The 19527-nt window shown below is 71.0% G+C and carries 22 protein-coding genes and 2 pseudogenes; 5 read left to right on the top strand and 19 right to left on the bottom strand.

Annotated elements, in window-relative coordinates; translation table 11 throughout:
- Positions 1-140: 140 nt before the first annotated feature.
- Positions 141-770: a prepilin peptidase gene (locus ACSMTC_RS22620; protein ID WP_436561535.1), complete on the bottom strand. Its 630-nt coding sequence runs from the start codon at positions 768-770 to the stop codon at positions 141-143.
- A gap of 314 nt (positions 771-1084) precedes the next feature.
- On the opposite strand from ACSMTC_RS22620, the gene ACSMTC_RS22615 reads away from it, so the two are divergent.
- The gene (locus ACSMTC_RS22615) at positions 1085-2299 is read left to right on the top strand and encodes a pyridoxal phosphate-dependent aminotransferase (protein ID WP_436561534.1); all 1215 of its coding nucleotides are present in this window, start codon (positions 1085-1087) and stop codon (positions 2297-2299) included.
- 120 nt (positions 2300-2419) lie between these two features.
- Here ACSMTC_RS22615 and ACSMTC_RS22610 read toward each other — a convergent pair whose 3' ends face one another.
- Positions 2420-4243 carry a phosphoenolpyruvate carboxykinase (GTP) gene (locus tag ACSMTC_RS22610; protein ID WP_436561533.1) on the bottom strand — a complete coding sequence of 608 codons (1824 nt, stop codon included), beginning with the start codon at positions 4241-4243 and terminating at the stop codon, positions 2420-2422.
- Between the two features lie 390 nt (positions 4244-4633).
- Between ACSMTC_RS22610 and trhA the strand changes: the two genes are divergently transcribed.
- The gene (gene trhA / locus ACSMTC_RS22605; RefSeq protein ID WP_436564768.1) at positions 4634-5272 is read left to right on the top strand and encodes a PAQR family membrane homeostasis protein TrhA; all 639 of its coding nucleotides are present in this window, start codon (positions 4634-4636) and stop codon (positions 5270-5272) included.
- Between the two features lie 43 nt (positions 5273-5315).
- Here trhA and ACSMTC_RS22600 read toward each other — a convergent pair whose 3' ends face one another.
- The 3 genes from ACSMTC_RS22600 to ACSMTC_RS22590 all read right to left on the bottom strand — a co-directional run bounded on the left by ACSMTC_RS22600 (position 5316) and on the right by ACSMTC_RS22590 (position 7370).
- A complete protein-coding gene (locus ACSMTC_RS22600; protein ID WP_436561532.1) occupies positions 5316-5564 on the bottom strand; it encodes a hypothetical protein in 249 nt (82 codons plus the stop codon).
- 305 nt (positions 5565-5869) lie between these two features.
- On the bottom strand, positions 5870-6703 hold the full coding sequence (locus ACSMTC_RS22595; protein ID WP_436561531.1) for a hypothetical protein: 834 nt from the start codon (positions 6701-6703) through the stop codon (positions 5870-5872).
- Between the two features lie 10 nt (positions 6704-6713).
- The gene (locus tag ACSMTC_RS22590; protein ID WP_436561530.1) at positions 6714-7370 is read right to left on the bottom strand and encodes a papain-like cysteine protease family protein; all 657 of its coding nucleotides are present in this window, start codon (positions 7368-7370) and stop codon (positions 6714-6716) included.
- Between the two features lie 262 nt (positions 7371-7632).
- On the opposite strand from ACSMTC_RS22590, the gene ACSMTC_RS22585 reads away from it, so the two are divergent.
- The gene (locus ACSMTC_RS22585) at positions 7633-8565 is read left to right on the top strand and encodes a hypothetical protein (protein WP_436561529.1); all 933 of its coding nucleotides are present in this window, start codon (positions 7633-7635) and stop codon (positions 8563-8565) included.
- Positions 8566-8575: 10 nt separating this feature from the next.
- Here ACSMTC_RS22585 and ACSMTC_RS22580 read toward each other — a convergent pair whose 3' ends face one another.
- From ACSMTC_RS22580 to mca, 12 genes and pseudogenes are all read right to left on the bottom strand, one after another.
- Positions 8576-9580: a GNAT family N-acetyltransferase gene (locus tag ACSMTC_RS22580; RefSeq protein ID WP_436561528.1), complete on the bottom strand. Its 1005-nt coding sequence runs from the start codon at positions 9578-9580 to the stop codon at positions 8576-8578.
- A 102-nt stretch (positions 9581-9682) separates the two neighbouring features.
- A complete protein-coding gene (locus ACSMTC_RS22575; protein ID WP_436561527.1) occupies positions 9683-11728 on the bottom strand; it encodes a thioredoxin domain-containing protein in 2046 nt (681 codons plus the stop codon).
- Between the two features lie 72 nt (positions 11729-11800).
- The gene (locus tag ACSMTC_RS22570; protein WP_436561526.1) at positions 11801-12085 is read right to left on the bottom strand and encodes a hypothetical protein; all 285 of its coding nucleotides are present in this window, start codon (positions 12083-12085) and stop codon (positions 11801-11803) included.
- Between the two features lie 156 nt (positions 12086-12241).
- Entirely contained in the window at positions 12242-12493 is a 252-nt protein-coding gene (locus ACSMTC_RS22565; protein ID WP_436561525.1) for a hypothetical protein, read from the bottom strand.
- Positions 12490-12843, bottom strand: a complete 354-nt coding sequence (locus tag ACSMTC_RS22560) for a hypothetical protein (RefSeq protein ID WP_436561524.1) — start codon at positions 12841-12843, stop codon at positions 12490-12492. Before ACSMTC_RS22560 ends, ACSMTC_RS22565 begins: the two co-directional genes overlap by 4 nt.
- Before the next feature lie 180 nt (positions 12844-13023).
- Positions 13024-13179: pseudogene (locus ACSMTC_RS22555) on the bottom strand (DUF255 domain-containing protein); the annotation flags it as partial.
- 72 nt (positions 13180-13251) lie between these two features.
- Positions 13252-13536 (bottom strand): hypothetical protein, encoded by a 285-nt coding sequence (locus ACSMTC_RS22550; RefSeq protein WP_436561526.1) that lies wholly within the window; start codon positions 13534-13536, stop codon positions 13252-13254.
- Positions 13537-13692: 156 nt separating this feature from the next.
- Entirely contained in the window at positions 13693-13944 is a 252-nt protein-coding gene (locus tag ACSMTC_RS22545) for a hypothetical protein (RefSeq protein ID WP_436561525.1), read from the bottom strand.
- Positions 13941-14294 carry a hypothetical protein gene (locus ACSMTC_RS22540; protein WP_436561524.1) on the bottom strand — a complete coding sequence of 118 codons (354 nt, stop codon included), beginning with the start codon at positions 14292-14294 and terminating at the stop codon, positions 13941-13943. The genes ACSMTC_RS22545 and ACSMTC_RS22540 overlap by 4 nt, the downstream gene beginning before the upstream one ends.
- Positions 14295-14474: 180 nt before the next feature.
- Positions 14475-14633: pseudogene (locus ACSMTC_RS22535) on the bottom strand (DUF255 domain-containing protein); the annotation flags it as partial.
- A 226-nt stretch (positions 14634-14859) separates the two neighbouring features.
- Positions 14860-15051: a hypothetical protein gene (locus ACSMTC_RS22530; RefSeq protein WP_436561523.1), complete on the bottom strand. Its 192-nt coding sequence runs from the start codon at positions 15049-15051 to the stop codon at positions 14860-14862.
- Positions 15052-15130: 79 nt separating this feature from the next.
- The gene (gene mca, locus ACSMTC_RS22525) at positions 15131-16015 is read right to left on the bottom strand and encodes a mycothiol conjugate amidase Mca (RefSeq protein WP_436561522.1); all 885 of its coding nucleotides are present in this window, start codon (positions 16013-16015) and stop codon (positions 15131-15133) included.
- Between the two features lie 151 nt (positions 16016-16166).
- Here mca and ACSMTC_RS22520 point away from each other — a divergent pair, with 151 nt between their 5' ends.
- Both ACSMTC_RS22520 and greA read left to right on the top strand, forming a co-directional pair.
- A complete protein-coding gene (locus tag ACSMTC_RS22520) occupies positions 16167-16583 on the top strand; it encodes a DUF4307 domain-containing protein (RefSeq protein ID WP_436561521.1) in 417 nt (138 codons plus the stop codon).
- A 391-nt stretch (positions 16584-16974) separates the two neighbouring features.
- Positions 16975-17472 carry a transcription elongation factor GreA gene (gene greA, locus ACSMTC_RS22515; protein WP_436561520.1) on the top strand — a complete coding sequence of 166 codons (498 nt, stop codon included), beginning with the start codon at positions 16975-16977 and terminating at the stop codon, positions 17470-17472.
- 76 nt (positions 17473-17548) lie between these two features.
- On the opposite strand, the gene ACSMTC_RS22510 is transcribed toward greA, so the two are convergent.
- Together ACSMTC_RS22510 and ACSMTC_RS22505 are read right to left on the bottom strand one after the other, a co-directional pair.
- Positions 17549-18412, bottom strand: a complete 864-nt coding sequence (locus ACSMTC_RS22510; protein ID WP_436561519.1) for an ABC transporter permease — start codon at positions 18410-18412, stop codon at positions 17549-17551.
- Between the two features lies 1 nt (position 18413).
- A complete protein-coding gene (locus ACSMTC_RS22505) occupies positions 18414-19424 on the bottom strand; it encodes an ATP-binding cassette domain-containing protein (protein ID WP_436561518.1) in 1011 nt (336 codons plus the stop codon).
- Between the last annotated feature and the right edge of the window lie 103 nt (positions 19425-19527).

The following is a 19527-nucleotide window of genomic DNA, read 5'->3' as shown; positions in this document are numbered from 1 at the left end:
CACCCCTCCCCCAAGGGTGCCGGGCACAGGACCGGGTCCGCGGGACCGGGAACGCGGAACCAGGCCACGGGGAAGCGCACGAGCGTCCCGCCGCGGGCGGGCGGGCGTGCCCGTGGTCCGCCGCACCCCCGGGACCGGCATCACCGGAGGAGGACCGCCAGCAGGGCACCGAGGAGCATGCAGGGGCCGAAGGGCACGGCGTCGCCGCCCTTCATCCGGCGGGCCAGCAGCTGGGCGCCGCCCCACAGGGCGGCGAGTACGAAGCCGTACCAGAAGCCGGCCAGTACGGTGCTCCAGCCGTACCAGCCGAGGACCGCGCCCAGGGTGGGCGCGAGCTTGGCGTCCCCGAAGCCCATCGGCGCCAGCAGTGCGAGCGCTCCGTAGCAGGCGCCGAGCGCCAACGCGGCGTACAGGCAGCGCAGCAGCACCGCGCCCTGATGTTCGGTCAGAACCAGTAGCAGGGCGGCACCGAGGAACAACGGGAGGGTGAGCGCGTCCGGCAGGCGGTTGACGGCGGCGTCGACGAAGGCGAGCACCACCCCGAACACGGCGACCCAGGCCAGCGGCAGCAGGATCGGCCACCGGGCGGCCGCACCGACCGCCGCGCCCGTCCCGGCCGCGACCAGCCCGACCGGCAGGAGACCGGGGCCGCCCGGTGCCCCGGGGGCGCGCCACGGTTCGCCGTAGGGCACCGCGTAACGCGCCGACGCCGCGCGCAGCAGCGGTGCCGCGAGCACACCGCTCGCCGCTCCCACCAGTTCCCCGACCAAGGCCGCCCCCTCCGCCCGACTGGGCCGAGCGTACGGCCGTACCGTCTGCGGAGCCAGCGTCCGGGCGGTGGGGGTGCGCGGCCGGTACCCGCGCACGCGCGGCGCGTGGATGCTCACCCGGCCCGGTGCGCGCAACCACGCGCTGCCACCCGGAGTGGGCCGGTGCACTGCGGCGACACCGGTCGTCGCAGCGCACCGTACGCCGCGACGGACCGGTACGCGGCGACGGAGGGAGCGCATCGGACCGTGGCCCGGGCGGCGAGGTGACCGACCGCGGGGGACCGTGGCGGCGGGGCCCCGTAAAGTACTGAGACATGCAGGTCATCCAGTCCAGCAAGCTCGCCAATGTCTGCTACGACATCCGCGGCCCGGTACTCGACGAGGCGATGCGACTGGAGGACCAGGGGCATCGCATCCTCAAGCTGAACACCGGAAACCCGGCCCTGTTCGGTTTCGAGGCACCCGTGGAGATCCTCCAGGACATCCTGCGGAACCTGGCCGGCGCCCATGGCTACGGGGACTCCAAGGGGCTGCTCTCCGCGCGCCGCGCCGTGGTCAACCACTACGAGGAGCGCGGACTGCACGGCCTCTCGGTCGATGACGTCTTCCTCGGCAACGGGGTGTCCGAGCTGATCCAGCTCGCCATGACCGCGCTGCTGGACGACGGTGACGAGGTGCTGGTCCCGGCCCCCGACTACCCGCTGTGGACGGCCTCGGTCAGCCTGGCGGGCGGCACCGCCGTGCACTACCGCTGCGACGAGCAGTCGGAGTGGTACCCCGACCTGGCCGACATCGAGTCCAAGGTCACCGACCGGACCCGCGCGCTGGTGGTGATCAACCCCAACAACCCGACCGGTGCGGTGTACCCGCGCGAGGTCCTGGAGGGCCTGGTCGAGATCGCCCGCCGCCACCGGCTGGTGATCTACGCGGACGAGATCTACGACAAGATCCTCTACGACGACGCGGAGCACGTCCCGCTCGCCACCCTGGCGCCGGACCTGTTCTGCGTCACCTTCAACGGCATGTCCAAGTCGTACCGGGTCGCGGGCTTCCGCTCCGGCTGGATGGTGCTCTCCGGCGACCGCGGGCGGGCCCGGAGCTACATCGAGGGCCTGGGCGTGCTCGCCTCGATGCGGCTGTGCGCCAACATGCCCGCGCAGCACGCCGTGGCGGCGGCACTGGGCGGACGGCAGTCGATCAAGGACCTGGTGTTGCCCGGCGGCCGGCTGCTGGAGTCCCGGGACGCGGCGTACCGGCTGCTGAACGAGATCCCGGGCGTGAGCTGCGTGAAGCCCAAGGGCGCGCTGTACGCGTTCCCGCGGCTGGACCCGCAGGTGTACAAGATCAGGGACGACCAGCAGATGGTGCTCGACCTGCTGCGGTCGCAGCGCATCCTGATCGTCCAGGGCACCGGCTTCAACTGGCCCGAGCCCGACCACTTCCGGCTGGTCACGCTGCCGCGCCCGGAGGAGATCACGGACGCGGTCACCCGGATCGGGGACTTCCTCTCGGGGTACACACAGCGCTGAACCCGCCCTCGGGACTGATCCGCCGAGGGCCGGCGGCGGCAACGCGTCGGATGCCGCTGGTATTTGAGCGCCGCCGCCCCTGGTGAGGAACAGGGACGGCGGCCCCTCAAACCCGGGCCGTCAGCCCAGGCGCTTCACCAGTGCGCGGTACTCGTCCCACAGCTCGGTCGGCGTGTGGTCGCCGAAGAGCTCCAGGTGGGCCGGGACCAGCGCCGCCTCCTGGCGCCAGATCTCCGCGTCGACGGAGAACAGCAGGTCCAGGTCGTCCTGCGGGATCTCCAGGCCGTCGAGGTCGAAGCCCTCGACGGTGGGCAGCACGCCGATCGGGGTCTCGACGCCCTCGCCGGTGCCCTCCAGGCGCTCGACGATCCACTTGAGCACGCGGCTGTTCTCGCCGTAGCCGGGCCAGACGAACTCGCCCGCGCCGTTCTTGCGGAACCAGTTCACGTAGTAGATCTTCGGCAGCTTGCCGGCGTCGGCCTGCGAGCCGATTTTCAGCCAGTGGGCGAAGTAGTCGCCCATGTTGTAGCCGCAGAACGGGAGCATCGCGAACGGGTCGCGGCGCAGCTCGCCGACGGTGCCCTCGGCGGCGGCGGTCTTCTCGGAGGCGATGTTCGCGCCCAGGAAGACACCGTGCTGCCAGTCGAAGGACTCGGTCACCAGCGGGACCGCGGTGGCCCGGCGGCCGCCGAACAGGATGGCCGAGATCGGCACACCCGCCGGGTCCTCCCACTCGGGGGCGATGGTCGGGCACTGTGCGGCCGGGACGGCGAACCGCGCGTTGGGGTGGGCGGCCGGGGTGCCGGACTCCGGGGTCCAGTCGTTGCCGCGCCAGTCGGTCAGGTGGGCCGGCGGCTCCTCGGTGAGGCCCTCCCACCAGACGTCACCGTCGTCGGTGAGCGCGACGTTGGTGAAGACGGTGTTGCTGTGCAGGGTGGCGATCGCGTTGGCGTTGGTGTCGGTGCCGGTGCCCGGGGCGACACCGAAGAAGCCGGCCTCCGGGTTGATCGCGTAGAGGCGGCCGTCGGCACCGAAGCGCATCCAGGCGATGTCGTCGCCGATGGTCTCGACCTTCCAGCCCTCGATGGTGGGCTGGAGCATGGCCAGGTTGGTCTTGCCACAGGCGGACGGGAAGGCGGCGGCGACGTACCTGGCCTCGCCGGAGGGCGGGGTGAGCTTCAGGATCAGCATGTGCTCGGCCAGCCAGCCCTCGTCACGGGCCATGGTCGAGGCGATGCGCAGCGCGTAGCACTTCTTGCCGAGCAGGGCGTTGCCGCCGTAGCCGGAGCCGAAGGACCAGATCTCCCTGGTCTCCGGGAAGTGCGAGATGTACTTGGTGCTGTTGCACGGCCACGCGACGTCCTGCTCGCCCTCCACGAGCGGGGCGCCGACGGTGTGCACGGCCCTGACGAACTCGCCGTCCTCGCCGAGCTGGTCGATGACGGCCTGGCCCATCCGGGTCATCACGCGCATCGACACGGCGACGTAGGCGGAGTCGGTGATCTCGACGCCGTAGGCGGCCAGCGGGGAGCCGACCGGTCCCATGGAGAACGGCACGACGTACATCGTGCGGCCCTTCATCGCACCGCGGAACAGCCCCTTCTCACCCTGGAAGATCTCTCGCATCTCGGCGGGAGCCTTCCAGTGGTTGGTCGGGCCGGCGTCCTTCTCCTGCTCGGAGCAGATGAAGGTGCGGTCCTCCACGCGGGCGACGTCCGAGGGGTCGGAGGCCGCGTAGTAGGAGTTGGGGCGCTTCTTCTCGTCGAGCTTCTTGAAGGTGCCCTGGGCCACCAGCAGGTCGGCGAGGCGCTGGTACTCCTCGTCCGAGCCGTCACACCACTCGACGCGGTCCGGCTGGGTCAGCTCCGCGATCTCGCTCACCCAGGCGAGCAGGGCCTTGTGGCGGGTGGGCGCTGTTGCGAGAGCAGAGTTCTCGTACGACACGATCGCTCCGTTTCACGCCATCCCGGACAGGAGACGGCGTTGCGGGGGTTTGAGGGTGGTTACACCGTAGCCCCGCCACATCAGCCCGAATACGGCGCCTTGGCGCTTTTGACGCAACTTTTGCGCCTCCACGTCGAATTTGGAGTCGCTTTTCGGGCTCCAGCGGCGCGCGTACGACCTCGAATGCCAGAGCCGAACACTACAGAACGTCTAAAAGTGAGCATGGCCACTTTCTACGCATTGGTAACCTACGGTTCCGTAAGTAGCATGTTGGCCATGACTGCCGACCAGAGCACGGCCTGTGAGAACCTCCCCGACCCACTCGCGGACCCGGCCGCGCAGGCGGTCGCGGACCCGGCCACGGGCCTTCCCAGGGATCCGGTCACGGGCATGGTCAAGCCCAAGTGGCGGGGCTGGCTGCACGCCGGGATGTTCCCGGCCTCGGTCGCCGCCGGGATCGTGCTCATCTGCCTCGCCGAATCGACGGCGGCCAAGGCCGCGTGCGCGGTCTACTCGGTCAGCGCCTGGCTGCTCTTCGGCGTCAGCGCCGTCTACCACCGCTTCACCTGGGGCCCGCGCGGCGAGGCCGTGCTGCGCAGGCTCGACCACGCGAACATCTTCCTGATCATCGCGGGCAGCTACACGCCGTTCACGATCCTGCTGCTGCACGGCGGCCGTCGGCAGATCCTGCTCTGGCTGGTCTGGGGCGGAGCGCTCGCCGGGATCGCCTTCCGGGTCTTCTGGGTCGGCGCCCCGCGCTGGCTCTACACGCCCTGCTACCTCGCGCTCGGGTGGGCGGCGGTCTTCTTCCTGCCGGACTTCCTGCGGACCGGCGGCGCCGCCGTCCTCACCCTGCTCATCGTCGGCGGTGTCCTCTACACCCTGGGCGGCGTGGTGTACGGGCTCAAGCGCCCCAACCCCTCACCGCGCTGGTTCGGGTTCCACGAGGTGTTCCACGCCTTCACCCTGGGCGCGTTCATCGTGCAGTACGTCGGCGTCTCCCTGGTCGCGTACAGCCCGGCGGGCTGACGCCGCTCCGCCCCGGCCCGGCCCAGTTCGGCCCCGGCCCGGCTCAGTGGTGATCGAGCCGGGCGCGGGCGCGGGCGCAGCGCTCGCAGTGGGCGGCGCCGGGGCCGTGGACGGCCGGCCTGGTCAGCACCTTGCTGCGGAAGCGGCGGGCCACCCAGCCCATGAACACCAGCGTCTCGGCGGCCGCCACCGCCCAGACCATCCGCTCCCCGCCGACCAGATAGCCGGCGACAACCGCCAGCGCCGCCGACACTCCCGCCACAGCCCCCCAGAGCTGCCCATCCCTCGCCATCGGCGCCCCTCCAGCCGCATGACCGCATGCCACACCGTCTCCACCCACGGTGACATGCGCGGCTGCCCTCCGGGGCGAACAGGGGATCAACGTTGCATCAATTCCGCGTGCGGAACGCCCTGTCGGCGGCCGGGCGAGCGGCCGGGCGAGGGGCCGGGACGGAGGGAGCGCAGGCGTTGTCGGCGGTGGCCGGGCCTGGTCACGGCCTGAGCCGACCGGTCCTTCCCCACCGGAGGACTTCCGGGCACCGAAAAGGGCGGCCCGGGGGTCGAAGCTCCCCGGGCCGCCCTGTTGTTCGCCCGGGGTCAGCCCCGGGCCCGGCGGCGGGCGGCCAGCCCCGCCCCCGCCAGTACGGTGACACCGAGCGCCGCGCCGGCCACCAGCACCGGTACGCGCGAACCCTTCCCCTGAGGTTCGGCGCCGAGCTGGTAGCCGCCGCCCTTGCCCGCGCGGTCGTAGGCGGACCCGGGCAGCTTGTCGGCGTAGCGCTGGTGCACCAGCGTGCGGTACTGCGCCAGGCTGACCCCGGCCGCGCCGACCGAGCGGCGGGCCTCGTCGTCCAGCGGCAGCACCCGGCCGCCGCGCAGTACGTACCAGGCGTTCATCTGCGGCTCGCGGAAGGCCGTACCACCTCCGTCGCTCGCGGCGCGGGCCGCGTAGTCGACCTCGTCGCCGCCGGAGGCGATGTTCACCACCCGCCAGCCGGTGCCCTCCCTGACCGTCCAGACCGAGGCGGTCCGGCCGTCGCGCGAGACCGCCTTGGTGGCCACGAAGTCGGGCCTGGCGACCGGGGCGCCGGACGTGCCCTTCACGAAGGCCGCGTCCAGGGTGTAGACGGGGACGGTCGCACCGCTCAGCCGCGGCGCGGCCTGGGCGGCGGCCCGGGCCTCGTCCGCCGCGGTGATCTGGAGCGGCTGGTTCGGCGGGACCCCCTTGCGGGCGAAGAAGTGGCTCAACTCGTCCATGACGGAAGGCGCTTGGGCGGCGTCACGGGCGGCCGTCAGATCGGACTGGGCCACCGTGGCCGGGGCGCCGGTGCGGTCCGCCGCCGAGGCGGGCGGTGCGGCCGCCAGGCCGAGGGCGGCGGCGAGGACGGCGAGGGCGGCGGCGCGGCCAGGGCTCCTGCGGATCTCGGTCATGGTCGTCTCCTCACGCGCCGATCCGGTAGAGGGAGTGGGTCCAGGAGAACGAGCCGTTGTCGACGTAGTAGTCGTAGTCCGCCCAGTTGTAGCGGTAGTCGGACGGCCACGGGTCGCCCCAGTAGACCCAGTGCCTGCCGGTGTCGTAGCCGTACAGCACATGCATGTGCCCGCCGCCGGAGCTCCACTGGATCCGGGTCTCGACCGGCCGGTTGGCGTTGATCTCGCTCTGCACGGTGGAGTAGCGCAGGTGGCCGTAGACGTACCTGCCGGGGTTGACGCCCACCTGGCTCAGGGCGTTCTGCACGTCGTCCAGCGCCGCCTGGCTGTTGGGGCAGGCGGAGTCGGCGGACCGGCCGAAGGCGGCGTTGCAGAACTGGTTCTGGCTGTAGTGGTAGCCGAAGTAGGTGGCGATGGTGTTGCCGCTCGCCGCCCAGCACCAGTTGTCCTTCTGCTGCTGCTGCATGCTGATGTCCAGCTTGCGGAAGGTGGCGGCGGCGACCGCCGGGCGCTGCTCGGCCCGGAGCCGGGGCTGCGCCGCGAGGTGGCCGGACTGCTGCCCGGCCGCCTGCGCCGGAGCGGTGGCGGCGGCGGTGAGGACCGGCGCCAGGACGCCGACCGCGAGCGCGGCGACCGCGCGGCGCAGCCGTATCCGAGGTTGTGACATGTGGGTTCCTCCTGCGGGGTGCACAGGGAGTGCGCTGGGGGGACCGCGTCCGGACGCGTTGGAAGCGAGCATCGTCCGGGCGGGCGGAGGCGGTCAACGGGCCCCGGGGCGGGGTCGGCGCCGGTGTGAACGGGCCCGGTCAGGAGTGAACGCGGCACTACCCCAGTGCCGTTGAGTTGTCCAGACCAGATGACAATCCACCGCCCGCGTGTGAATATTCACGGTCAAACGGACAGACCGCTAGCCACCCGGGGAGCGGGACATGCAGCCCACCAGCCGGCCCGAGCTCTCGGCCGTACTCCGAACCGGCCCCTTCCACCTCGCCCTGCGCACGGCGATCGCGACCCGTGGGCTCGCCCTGCACCGGGTGCAGCAGCACCTCGCCCAGCGCGGGGTCCATGTCGGTGTGACCAGCCTCAGCTACTGGCAGCAGGGCCGGAGGAAGCCGGAGCGCGCCGAATCCCTGCGCGCGGTACGGGCGTTGGAGGACGTCCTGGACGTACCGGAGCACTCGCTCACCCGGCTGCTCGGCCCCCGGCAGACCACCCGGCCCGAGCCCGCCACCCCCGCCGTCCGGCCCTACCGCGACCTGATCACGCCCGCCGCCGCCGTGGACCGCCTGCTCGCCACCGTCACGGGCCCCCGCGACACCGGCCTGCACACCGTCACCCACATCGAACGCGTCCGGCTCGGCGCCGATCGCCAGCTGCTCAGCCGCGACTCCCAGCACGCACTGCGCGCCCACTGCGACGGCATCGACCGCTACCTGGCCATCTACCAGGGCGACCCCGGCTGCGACATCGACCGGGTCGCGGTCCGGGCCGAGGAGAACTGCCGGGTCGGACGCGTCCGCCGCGACCCGGCCGGCCGGCTGCTCGCGGTGGAGCTGCTGTTCGACCGCAGGCTGCGCGCCGGCGACACCCACCTGCTCGGGTACGGCTTCGACGACGGGTCCGACCCCGCGCCCAGCGGCGAGTACGTCCGGGGCTTCAACTCCAGCGCCGGGCAGTACGTCCTGCAGATCACCTTCCACCGGGACGCACTGCCCGTCCGCTGCCACCGCTTCCTCAGCCCGGCACCCGGCCGGGAACCGAGCGAGACCGAGGAGTTGACGCTGGACGGGCAGCACCGCGTACACCTGGTGGCGAGCGGTCTGCGGCCGTGCCTGCTCGGCGTGCGCTGGGACTGGGAGTAGTGCGGCGGGGTCAGACGAACTCCAGGACCAGGCAGTCCTCGACCGGCCGGTAACCCAGCTTCCGGTAGATCGAGTTGCTGGTCGGATTGGACAGGTCGGTGTAGAGCAGGACCTGTTCGGCGCCCGCCGTACGGGCGTACGCGGAACCGGCCGCGACCAGGCCGCTCGCATAGCCCCGGCCGCGCAGCCCGGGCGGGGTGAAGACCGGACCGATCCGGGACATGCCCGCGAGCACCGGACTGACCCCGGCGAACGAGACCGGGCGGCCCCCGTCCTCCCAGAGCCACAGCCCGCCCTCGGCGATCCGCCGGTCGACCATCGCCGCGTAATCGGCCGGGTGCGGCGAGCGGACCTCGGCCGCGAAGGCCGCGTACCAGTCCACCAGCAGCTCCCGGTCGCGCACCGTCGCCCGCCGGGCCCGGCCGCTCGGCGCGGGCGACGGACCGGTCAACTCGCCCAGCCGGTAGAGCCGTTCTTCGACCTGGACCCTGGAGGCCGCACGGCCGCCTCGGCACCACGCCGCGCCGAACGCCTCGACCGGCGCCCGCCCGCCGCCCGCCCCGCCCAACTCGACGCCCTGCACCCGCAGCAGCTCGGCCAGCTCCGCCCCCGCCTCCGGCGGGGTCAGCCCGAACCTGATCGGGAGCGGCGGGGTCTGCAGGAAGACCCCGGCGACCGGCGCTCCCGGTTCAGGGCGCCACCAGCCGAAGCGCGGGGCCCTTTCGGCCGGGCGGCCGGAACCCGCCACGGCGAGGCGGTCCACCACGGTGAGCAGCACGGTGTTCTCGGCGGGGTGCGCGGCGAGGAAGTCACCGGCCTCGGAATGGAGTTCGTCCAGTGATGAGCTCAGGGTCCAGGTCATGGCCCATGATGGCCGGTGCCCCGGACACGGCGCAGCCGAATTTCCGCCGGCCGCGCGGCGCAGGAGGTGGTCGCCCGACAGGCCGACCCGCGCCGGCAGTTCGGCGGCCCGCTCGTCGCGCTCGGCGGCGCTGAGGCCGGTGTGCAGACGCAACAGGCCATGTCCGGGAAGCACGGCCGACGTGATTGTCCGGAGAGAAAGGCGCACATCCCCTGGCCGCTCCAGCCGCTGAGTTGTGCGCCACAGCGCCGCGCGCTACTCCTCCCGCGCTCCCAGGCTCGCCGCCAGTACCCGCGCATCCGCCGTCGGGGCGTCGCAGGTGAAGTGCCGGCAGACGTACGCGGCGGGCCGCCCGGCCACCAGCGGACGGTCGGCCAGCAGCGGGACCTCCGTCGAACCGGGCTCCCCGACGGCGACGACCGCGCCGGGCGCGGTGCCGAGCAGCGCGGTGCGGTGCAGCGCCGCGGTGGCCGGGTCGGCGGCCGGGCCGACCACGGCGACCTCGCGCGGCCCGTCGGCCAGCGCCTCGGCCACGGCCAGCCCCCAGCCGATGAAGCGCGGCGCCCGGCCGCTGAGCGCGCCGACGACGCCCAGCGCCCGCTCGGCGGCGCTGCGGTGCCGGGCCGAGCCGGTGTAGGCGGCGTACGTGAGCAGGGCGCCCGCGGCGGCGGTCCAGCCGGACGGGGTGGCGTTGTCGGTCGGGTCCTGCGGGCGGCGGATCAGCTCCTCGGCGTCGTCCGCCGTGTCGTACAGGGCGCCCGACGCCTCGTCGGTGAAGTGCGCCAGCACGGTGTCGAGCAGTCCGCCCGCCAGGTCCAGCCATTCGGCCTCGCCGGTCACCGCGTACAGGGCGAGGAAGCCCTCGGCGGTGTCCGCGTAGTCCTCCAGCACTCCGGCGTTCCCCCCTGCCCTGCCGTCCCGGGAGGTGCGCAGCAGCCGTCCGTCGGCGGTGAGGTGGACGGCGAGCAGCAGGTCGGCCGCGCCTTCGGCCGCCTCGACCAGGTCCGGCCGCTCCAGCAGCGCGCCGGTCTCCGCGAGGGCGGCGATGGCCAGTCCGTTCCAGGCGGCCACCACCTTGTCGTCCCGGGCGGGCGCGGGGCGCCGGGAACGGGCTTCGAGCAGCCGGGCGCGGAGCCGCTCGTACTGCGGCACGTCGTCCGGATCGGCGAGGAGCTGGAGGACCGAGGTGCCGTGCTCGAACGTCCCGGCCGCCGTCACGGAGAACAGCCGGGCGGCGAGCGCGGCGTCCGCCGGACCGAGCACGTCCACCAACTGCCCCGGCTCCCAGACGTAGTACGCGCCCTCGGCGGACTTCCCGCTCTCCTCGTCCAGGCTGTCGGCGTCCAGCGCGGAGGCGAACCCGCCCTCGGCGGTGCGGAGTTCACGCAGCAGGAAGTCGGCGGTCTCCAGCGCGATCCGGCGGGCGAGCTCTCCGCCGGTGGCCCGCCACAGGTGCAGGTAGACCCGCAGCAGCAGGGCGTTGTCGTAGAGCATCTTCTCGAAGTGCGGGACCACCCAGTCGGCGTCCACCGAGTAGCGGGCGAAACCGCCGCCGAGCTGGTCGTAGATGCCGCCCCTGGCCATCGCCTCGCAGGTCCGCTCGGCCATCTGCAGCGCCGCCTCGGAGCCGGTCCCGGCGTGGTGGCGCAGCAGGAACTCGATCACCATCGACGGCGGGAACTTGGGCGCGCCGCCGAAGCCGCCGCGCCGCTGGTCGAAGCTCCGGCTGAGCGCGACCAGCGCCTGGTGCAGGTCCGCTTCACCGGGCGGGCCGACCACCCCGGCCCCGGCGTCGTACACCGAGGCCCGCTCGGCCAGGTCGGCCCGGATCCGCGCGGCCACCTCGCCGACCTCGTCCCGCCTCTCCCGCCAGGCGGCGGCGACGCCCTCCAGCACCTGCCGGAAGCCGGGCATGCCGTGCCGGGGCTCGGGCGGGAAGTACGTCCCGAAGTAGAACGGGTCCTTGTCGGGTGTCAGGAAGACCGTCATCGGCCACCCGCCCTGCCCGGTGGCCGCCTGCACCGCCTCCATGTAGACGGCGTCGACGTCGGGCCGCTCCTCGCGGTCCACCTTCACCGCGACGAAGTGCTCGTTGGCGTAGGCGGCCAGGGCCTCGTCCTCGAAGCTCTCATGGGCCATGACATGACACCAGTGGCAGGCGGCGTACCCCACGCTCAGCAGCACGGGCACGCCCCGGCGCTCGGCCTCGGCGAACGCCTCCGGCCCCCAGGGCCACCAGTCCACCGGGTTGTCGGCGTGCTGCAGCAGATACGGCGAAGTGGCGTCGGCCAACCGGTTCATGGTTGACAGTCTGCCACCCAAGCTCAGCGAGGTCCGGACGCACCACTCGGCGGCACGCAGGACTGTCCGGAATCAATCAGCAACACTCGGTTCGGCTGGGCGACGCCACCACTCAGTGGCTTTGAAGCACCCCATGAGCCAGTGCGCTTCCGCCTCATCGAGGATGATGTCACCGATCGACGGTATGAGACCGAAGCGAAGCATCCACTCCTGTACAGGGACAGGATCCCAGTCGAGATCATGGTGGAGTAACACAGCGAACGGCTCTCCGCGCTTCTGCCAGAAGACCATGGGTTCGCCGTAGTCGTTCTTGAACGGCTTGACGATGTCATTCGGTGCGAACTCGACGTTCGCCATGTCCGCCCATCTGCCGACCCCCTCCCGTTCCCAAGCCAGGTATCCGCGCATGCTCTGCACGAACGCCTCGGAAGTTGAACGTCCAGCACGGACTCCCGTTGGATGACAACAGACTTCCCCTTGCAGCGGACGGCACCGAACGGCCTTCCTTGCGGCCTACAGGTACGTGACCTGGACGATGTAGATCTGCTCGTGTCGTACGACGGTCAGGTACTCGAACATGCCGCCCGGGACGTCGGCGGTCTTGCTCCTGGGGTTCTCGCCCCGGTACGAGGTCCCGTCGAGGTAAAGGGCTTCCGCGGCTCGAACCAGCTCGTCAGCCTTCTTCTCTACTTCGGCGACGAACGCCGGCGGCGCTCCGTCGATGACGTGATCCTCGCTGGGGAGGTACTCCCAGGACCACGTCATGCGCCCAGCGCCCGGTATGCGGCTCGGACGATCTCGGCTGCAGTGAGGGCATGACGCCGGGAGTCATCAGGATCCTCCGCCACCTCCATGAGGTACTCGGCTCGGCGGAGCTTGAAGGCTGTCCCTGGATACCGTTCGATCTCGACCACGACAGCCCATCGCAAGAGGAACCCTCGGAGAGGATCAAGGGTGTCGGAGTCAATGGCCTTGGTGATCGCTTCGGCCTGCTCGGTCTGCATCTCCAGCAGACGATCTGAAGCCACGACGGCAAGGGCGGCCCTTAGGGCAGTGATGGTCCGCTCAGGGCGCGGGATCAGCTCTTCAGCGTGGTGCTCCGGCTGTGCGGTCACGTCTCCTCCGTGAAGTTCGGCCGATATCACGCTACAGCGCGACAGCCCTGTACTGGTGGCATAGATGCTGCGGTGGGACCTGCTGGAGGTGACCTGTCCTCACCAGTCACAGCGCATGCTGGCACCAGTCCTGCTCGCGAACTCACCAGGTCGGAACTGCCGGGTTGTCTCCATCTACTGGCACCAGTAGCAGGCGGCGTAGCCGACCGACAGCAGCACGGGCACGCCCCGGCGCTCGGCCTCGGCGAACGCCTCCGGCCCCCAGGGCCACCAGTCCACCGGGTTGTCGGCGTGCTGCAGCAGATACGGCGAAGTGGCGTCGGCCAACCGGTTCATGGTTGACAGTCTGCCACCCAAGCTCAGCGAGGTCCGGACGCACCACTCGGCGGCACGCAGGACTGTCCGGAATCAATCAGCAACACTCGGTTCGGCTGGGCGACGCCACCACTCAGTGGCTTTGAAGCACCCCATGAGCCAGTGCGCTTCCGCCTCATCGAGGATGATGTCACCGATCGACGGTATGAGACCGAAGCGAAGCATCCACTCCTGTACAGGGACAGGATCCCAGTCGAGATCATGGTGGAGTAACACAGCGAACGGCTCTCCGCGCTTCTGCCAGAAGACCATGGGTTCGCCGTAGTCGTTCTTGAACGGCTTGACGATGTCATTCGGTGCGAACTCGACGTTCGCCATGTCCGCCCATCTGCCGACCCCCTCCCGTTCCCAAGCCAGGTATCCGCGCATGCTCTGCACGAACGCCTCGGAAGTTGAACGTCCAGCACGGACTCCCGTTGGATGACAACAGACTTCCCCTTGCAGCGGACGGCACCGAACGGCCTTCCTTGCGGCCTACAGGTACGTGACCTGGACGATGTAGATCTGCTCGTGTCGTACGACGGTCAGGTACTCGAACATGCCGCCCGGGACGTCGGCGGTCTTGCTCCTGGGGTTCTCGCCCCGGTACGAGGTCCCGTCGAGGTAAAGGGCTTCCGCGGCTCGAACCAGCTCGTCAGCCTTCTTCTCTACTTCGGCGACGAACGCCGGCGGCGCTCCGTCGATGACGTGATCCTCGCTGGGGAGGTACTCCCAGGACCACGTCATGCGCCCAGCGCCCGGTATGCGGCTCGGACGATCTCGGCTGCAGTGAGGGCATGACGCCGGGAGTCATCAGGATCCTCCGCCACCTCCATGAGGTACTCGGCTCGGCGGAGCTTGAAGGCTGTCCCTGGATACCGTTCGATCTCGACCACGACAGCCCATCGCAAGAGGAACCCTCGGAGAGGATCAAGGGTGTCGGAGTCAATGGCCTTGGTGATCGCTTCGGCCTGCTCGGTCTGCATCTCCAGCAGACGATCTGAAGCCACGACGGCAAGGGCGGCCCTTAGGGCAGTGATGGTCCGCTCAGGGCGCGGGATCAGCTCTTCAGCGTGGTGCTCCGGCTGTGCGGTCACGTCTCCTCCGTGAAGTTCGGCCGATATCACGCTACAGCGCGACAGCCCTGTACTGGTGGCATAGATGCTGCGGTGGGACCTGCTGGAGGTGACCTGTCCTCACCAGTCACAGCGCATGCTGGCACCAGTCCTGCTCGCGAACTCACCAGGTCGGAACTGCCGGGTTGTCTCCATCTACTGGCACCAGTAGCAGGCGGCGTAGCCGACCGACAGCAGCACGGGCACGCCCCGGCGCTCGGCCTCGGCGAACGCCTCCGGCCCCCAGGGCCACCAGTCCACCGGGTTGTCGGCGTGCTGCAGCAGATACGGCGAAGTGGCACCCGCGAGTCGGTTCGGCATGCCCCCATCCTCGCGCATCCGGTCCCTCGCGGTCGGGAGGCCCGGGCACCGGGCGGCCGTCCGGCTCATGACACCCGGGCCGGCACGCCGGCGATCAGCACCCCCGTCGCCGGCGCTCCGGCCCGCCGCGAGCCCCTACGCCGTTCCGCGCGCCAGCGCGCGCCGGACCCCGCCGTGCGGCCGGCTGCTACGACGGCCAGCGAAACGGCGTGGCCTGCCGTTCAGGTCACTCCTTGGCGGCCTCGGGCTCCTCCGCGAAGTCCACGCGCTTCATCTGCTTGTTCATCGACTTCACCAGGAACCAGGTGGCGACACCCAGGGCGGCGAAGACGACGAAACCGAGAAGGCCGGGGGTCACCTTGGCGTCGTCGAGGGCGAGGCCGGTGGCGAGGTCGGTGAGGTTCATCGGGGTGCTCATTCCTCCATGGTGACCCGGCCCGACATCGGCCGGGTCACCGGGGTGGGGCGTGTCGCCCGCCAGGCGGGCGGCCCGCAGGTCAGGCGACCGGGCTGGGGGTACGCAGGCCGGCGAAGAGGTCGTCCTCGGGCAGGTCGGTGTCGATCAGGGTACGGGCCAGCTCGTAGTCCTCGGTGGGCCAGACGTCGCGCTGGACGTCCAGCGGGACGCGGAACCACGGGCCGTCCGGGTCGATCTGGGTGGCGTGTGCGATCAGCGCCTTGTCCCGGACCTCGAACCAGTCGTCGCAGCGGACCCGGGTGGTGATCTCGCGCTCCTTGCGGCCGCTCTTCTCCCAGCCCGCGATCCACTCACCGTACGGGGAGTCGATCCCGTGCTCGGTGAGGTAGGCGTGCAGGGCCCGGATCCGGCCCATCGGGAAGCCGTGGTTGTAGTAGAGCTTGGACGGCTGCCAGGGCTCGCCGGCCTCGGGATACGCGTCCGGGTCACCGGCGGCGTCGAAGGCCACCATGGAGATCTTGTGGGTCATGATGTGGTCCGGGTGCGGGTAGCCGCCGTTCTCGTCGTACGTCGTGATGACGTGCGGACGGAACTCACGGATCAGCTTCACCAGCGGCGCCGCCGCCTCGGTCACGTCCTGGAGTGCGAAGCAGCCCTCCGGCAGCGGCGGCAGCGGGTCCCCCTCGGGCAGACCGGAGTCCACGAAGCCCAGCCAGGCCTGCTTGACGCCGAGGATCTCGCGTGCGGTGTCCATCTCCTTGCGGCGGACCTCGTGGATGTTCTTCTCGATGAACGGGTCGCCCTGGAGCTTCGGGTTCAGGATGGATCCGCGCTCCCCGCCCGTGCAGGTGGCGACCAGGACGTCCACGCCCTGGGAGACGTACATGGCCATGGTGGCCGCGCCCTTGCTGGACTCGTCGTCCGGGTGCGCGTGCACCGCCATCAGTCGCAACTGCTCAGTCAACGCCTGGTTCCTTCCGGGTATGTCCGGGTTCGTCGGGCCGGCTCCCCCGCCGCCTCCGGCGCGGCCAAGCCCCTCCTATAGTGACTGACTGAAGGGCTCGTCCATTCCCTCCACCGGCCGACCGCCCCTCGTCGAAAGGACCGAGCCCGCCATGACCTCCAGCCCTACGTCCGCCCCGCCACTGCCCGAGGGCCGCTACAGCCGCCGCAGCGACGAGGAGGCCGACCGGAAGCTGCGGATCGCCGCGATCGTCTGCGGGGTGCTCCTCCTCGGCCTGGTGGCCTGGCTCGGCGGCTCCTACCTGCTGCGCGCGACGGCGATGAACGGCTCGGTCCCGACCTTCCAGGTGGTCTCCGCCCACGAGGTCCAGCTCCAGCTGTCGGTGCGCAAGGACGACGGCACCGGAGGGGTCTGCACCGTCCGCTCCCAGGACAAGAACGGCTCCGTGGTCGGCCAGTACGACTTCCCGGTGCCTGCCGCCGGCAGCAGCTACAGCAAGGTGGTCACCCTGAAGACCACCGACTGGGGCACCACCGCCGAGCTCCTCGGCTGCACGCCGAGCAAGTAGGACCGCCGGACAAGTAGGACCGCCGGGCGGGCAGGGCCACCGGGCAAGCAGGACCACCGGGCGGGCAGGACCGACCGACCCGGCGGCAGGGACGCTCGGGAGGCGCCCGGGTACCCGGCTGACGCATACTCCCCGGTGCGGGCGGGAATCCGTCCGGGAGCAGGTCAGACCGCCTGCCCCCGCCCGCGCGTCAAGGCTCCGTACCAGCCTCTCCCGCTCCGGTGCGGAAATTGTTAGGCTCGTGGTTTCGCCCCTTCCGCGCCGATCGGCCTGGGAGCGGGCGTTGCTTTGTAGTACGACCAACCCCGCAAGACCGGCCTTTGCAACACGACGGCACCACCCCTGCTGATGACCAACCCTCAGCACAGCCCAGCACCGATGAGGAGCACCCGTGACCCAGACCAGCGAGAACGTGACCTGGCTCACTCAGTCCGGCTACGACCAGCTCAAGGCCGAGCTGGAGCACCTGACCGGCCCCTGGCGCATCGAGATCGCCCAGAAGATCGAGGCCGCGCGTGAGGAAGGTGACCTCAAGGAGAACGCCGGCTACCACGCGGCCAAGGACGAGCAGGGCAAGTACGAGGCCCGGATCCGCCAGCTGACCCAGCTGCTGGAGCGCGCCAAGGTCGGCGAGGCCCCGAAGGACTCCGGCGTGGTGGCCCCCGGCATGGTCGTCACCGTCGCCTTCGACGGCGACCTGGACGACACCATGAAGTTCCTGCTCGGCTCCCGCGAGGCGGGCGGCGAGGACCTGGACATCTACTCGCCGCAGTCCCCGCTCGGCCGTGCCATCGACGGCAAGAAGATCGGCGACGAGGCCCGCTACGAGCTGCCGAACGGCAAGCAGGCCAGCGTGAAGATCGTCGAGGTCAAGCCCTACGAGGGCTGACCCGACCCCGTACGCGCCGAAGCGGCCGGACCCCTTCGAGGGGGTCCGGCCGCTTCCGCGTCGCCCGGCCGGGTGCTCAGCCCGCGGCCCTGCGGTACTTGCGGACCGCCAGCCAGGAGAACACCACCGTGATGACCACCGACCAGCCGATCGACACCAGCGCGGCGTGCTGCATCGGCCAGGCCGGGTCCACCGGGCCGACCTGGTTGCCGAAGAGGTGGCGGGCGGCCTGCACGGTCGCGCTGAACGGGTTCCAGTACGCCACCGCCTGCAGCCAGCCCGGCATGCTGGTGATCGGCACGAAGGCGTTGGAGACGAAGGTCAGCGGGAAGAGCCAGATCAGACCCGCCGAGGTGGCCGCCTCCGGGCTGCGGACCGAGAGGCCGATCAGCGCGCCGATCCAGGAGAACGCGTAGCCGAGCAGGAGCAGCAGCGCGAACCCGCCGAGCGCCGGCAGGAGACCGTCGTGGATCCGCCAGCCGACCAGCAGCGCCACCAGTGCCAGCACCAGCAGGGTGAAGGCGGTCTGCACCAGGTCGGCCAGGGTACGGCCGACCAGCACCGCCGAGCGGGCCATCGGCAGCGAGCGGAACCGGTCGACCAGGCCCTTGGTCATGTCCTCCGCGATACCGGCGGAGGCGCCGGCCGTCGCGAAGGTCACGGTCTGGGCGAAGATGCCCGCCATCAGGAACTGGGTGTACGCGGAGGAGCTGGCGTGCGTCCCGGGGATCTGGATCGCACCGCCCATGACGTACGAGAACAGCAGGACGAACATCACCGGCTGCATCAGCCCGAAGACCACGATCTCGGGTATTCGGGTCATCCGGCGCAGATTGCGTTTCGCGACCACCCAGGAGTCGTGCAGGGTGGCGGCGACGCCGCTGCGGCGGACCGGGACGGGGCGGCCGACGGCGTGCTCGGTGGCCGTGGTGGTGGTCATCTCAGGCGTCCTTTCCGCGGCCTCGGTGGCCCTTGGCCGGCTGCTGCCCGCCGTTCTCCGCGCCGTCCCCGGCCTCGGCGCCGTGGCCGGTGAGGGAGAGGAAGACGTCGTCCAGGGTGGGGCGGCGCAGGCCGATGTCGTCGATCTCGATCGAGCGGGCGTCCAGCTCGCGGATCACGTCGGCGAGCACCTTGGCGCCGCCGCTGACCGGAACGGTGATCCGGCGGGTGTTCTTCTCCACCGCCGGGTCGCCCTTGGCGTACGGGGTGAGCGCGGCCAGCGCCTCGGTGAGCTCCTCGCGCCGGTGCACCACGACCTCCACCCGCTCGCCGCCGATCTGCGCCTTGAGCTGGTCGGCGCTGCCCCGGGCGATCACCCTGCCCTGGTCGACCACCGCGATGTCGTGGGCGAGGCGGTCGGCCTCCTCCAGGTACTGGGTGGTGAGCAGCAGGGTGGTGCCCTGCTCGACCAGGGACTCGATGACCTCCCACAGCGCCAGCCGGTTGCGCGGGTCGAGGCCGGTGGTCGGCTCGTCCAGGAACATCACCGGCGGGCGGACCACCAGGGCGGCGGCCAGGTCGAGCCGGCGGCGCATGCCGCCGGAGTAGGTCTTGGCGGGGCGGTCCATGGCCTCGGTGAGGTTGAACCACTCCAGCAGCTCCAGCGCGCGGGCCTTCGCGTCGCGGGAGCTCATCTGGTAGAGCTCGCCGACCATCCGGAGGTTCTCATGCCCCGTCAGGTACTCGTCGACGGCGGCGTACTGACCGGACAGGCCGATCAGGCTGCGCACCTTGTTCGGGTGCTTCAGCACGTCGACCCCGGCGACCGTGACCCGGCCCGAGTCGGGCCGGAGCAGGGTGGTGAGGACACGAACGGTGGTGGTCTTGCCCGCCCCGTTGGGGCCGAGCAGGCCCAGTACCGTGCCCTCGGGGACGTCCAGACTGACGCCGTCCAGGGCGCGGACGTCCCCGAAGGTCTTGACCAGGTTCTCGGCTTGGATGGCTGGCGCCATGGGCCTGCCTCATCTCCTGTTGCGATTCGCGGTTCCAGCGTTCCGTCCCGCCCCCGCCGCACACAGGGCACACTCCACCCGTCGACAGGGACACCAACGCGAT

The sequence above is a fragment of the Kitasatospora sp. HPM-01-4 genome (assembly GCF_051374625.1).
GTDB lineage: Bacteria > Actinomycetota > Actinomycetes > Streptomycetales > Streptomycetaceae > Kitasatospora.
The sequence above is the reverse complement of the archived record's forward strand: the minus strand, read 5'-3'. Positions and strand labels throughout refer to the sequence as shown.

Bases quoted from the DNA above. Each gene is read 5' to 3' on its own strand.
- ACSMTC_RS22590 (WP_436561530.1), bottom strand. From the start codon at position 7,370: ATGTCACAACCTCGGATACGGCTGCGCCGCGCGGTCGCCGCGCTCGCG.
- ACSMTC_RS22550 (WP_436561526.1), bottom strand. From the start codon at position 13,536: ATGGCGAACGTCGAGTTCGCACCGAATGACATCGTCAAGCCGTTCAAG.
- ACSMTC_RS22600 (WP_436561532.1), bottom strand. From the start codon at position 5,564: ATGGCGAGGGATGGGCAGCTCTGGGGGGCTGTGGCGGGAGTGTCGGCG.
- trhA (WP_436564768.1), top strand. From the start codon at position 4,634: ATGGTCAAGCCCAAGTGGCGGGGCTGGCTGCACGCCGGGATGTTCCCG.
- ACSMTC_RS22570 (WP_436561526.1), bottom strand. From the start codon at position 12,085: ATGGCGAACGTCGAGTTCGCACCGAATGACATCGTCAAGCCGTTCAAG.
- ACSMTC_RS22520 (WP_436561521.1), top strand. From the start codon at position 16,167: ATGACCTCCAGCCCTACGTCCGCCCCGCCACTGCCCGAGGGCCGCTAC.
- ACSMTC_RS22505 (WP_436561518.1), bottom strand. From the start codon at position 19,424: ATGGCGCCAGCCATCCAAGCCGAGAACCTGGTCAAGACCTTCGGGGAC.
- ACSMTC_RS22565 (WP_436561525.1), bottom strand. From the start codon at position 12,493: ATGACGTGGTCCTGGGAGTACCTCCCCAGCGAGGATCACGTCATCGAC.
- ACSMTC_RS22545 (WP_436561525.1), bottom strand. From the start codon at position 13,944: ATGACGTGGTCCTGGGAGTACCTCCCCAGCGAGGATCACGTCATCGAC.
- ACSMTC_RS22615 (WP_436561534.1), top strand. From the start codon at position 1,085: ATGCAGGTCATCCAGTCCAGCAAGCTCGCCAATGTCTGCTACGACATC.
- ACSMTC_RS22510 (WP_436561519.1), bottom strand. From the start codon at position 18,412: ATGACCACCACCACGGCCACCGAGCACGCCGTCGGCCGCCCCGTCCCG.
- ACSMTC_RS22595 (WP_436561531.1), bottom strand. From the start codon at position 6,703: ATGACCGAGATCCGCAGGAGCCCTGGCCGCGCCGCCGCCCTCGCCGTC.
- ACSMTC_RS22575 (WP_436561527.1), bottom strand. From the start codon at position 11,728: ATGAACCGGTTGGCCGACGCCACTTCGCCGTATCTGCTGCAGCACGCC.
- ACSMTC_RS22585 (WP_436561529.1), top strand. From the start codon at position 7,633: ATGCAGCCCACCAGCCGGCCCGAGCTCTCGGCCGTACTCCGAACCGGC.
- ACSMTC_RS22530 (WP_436561523.1), bottom strand. From the start codon at position 15,051: ATGAGCACCCCGATGAACCTCACCGACCTCGCCACCGGCCTCGCCCTC.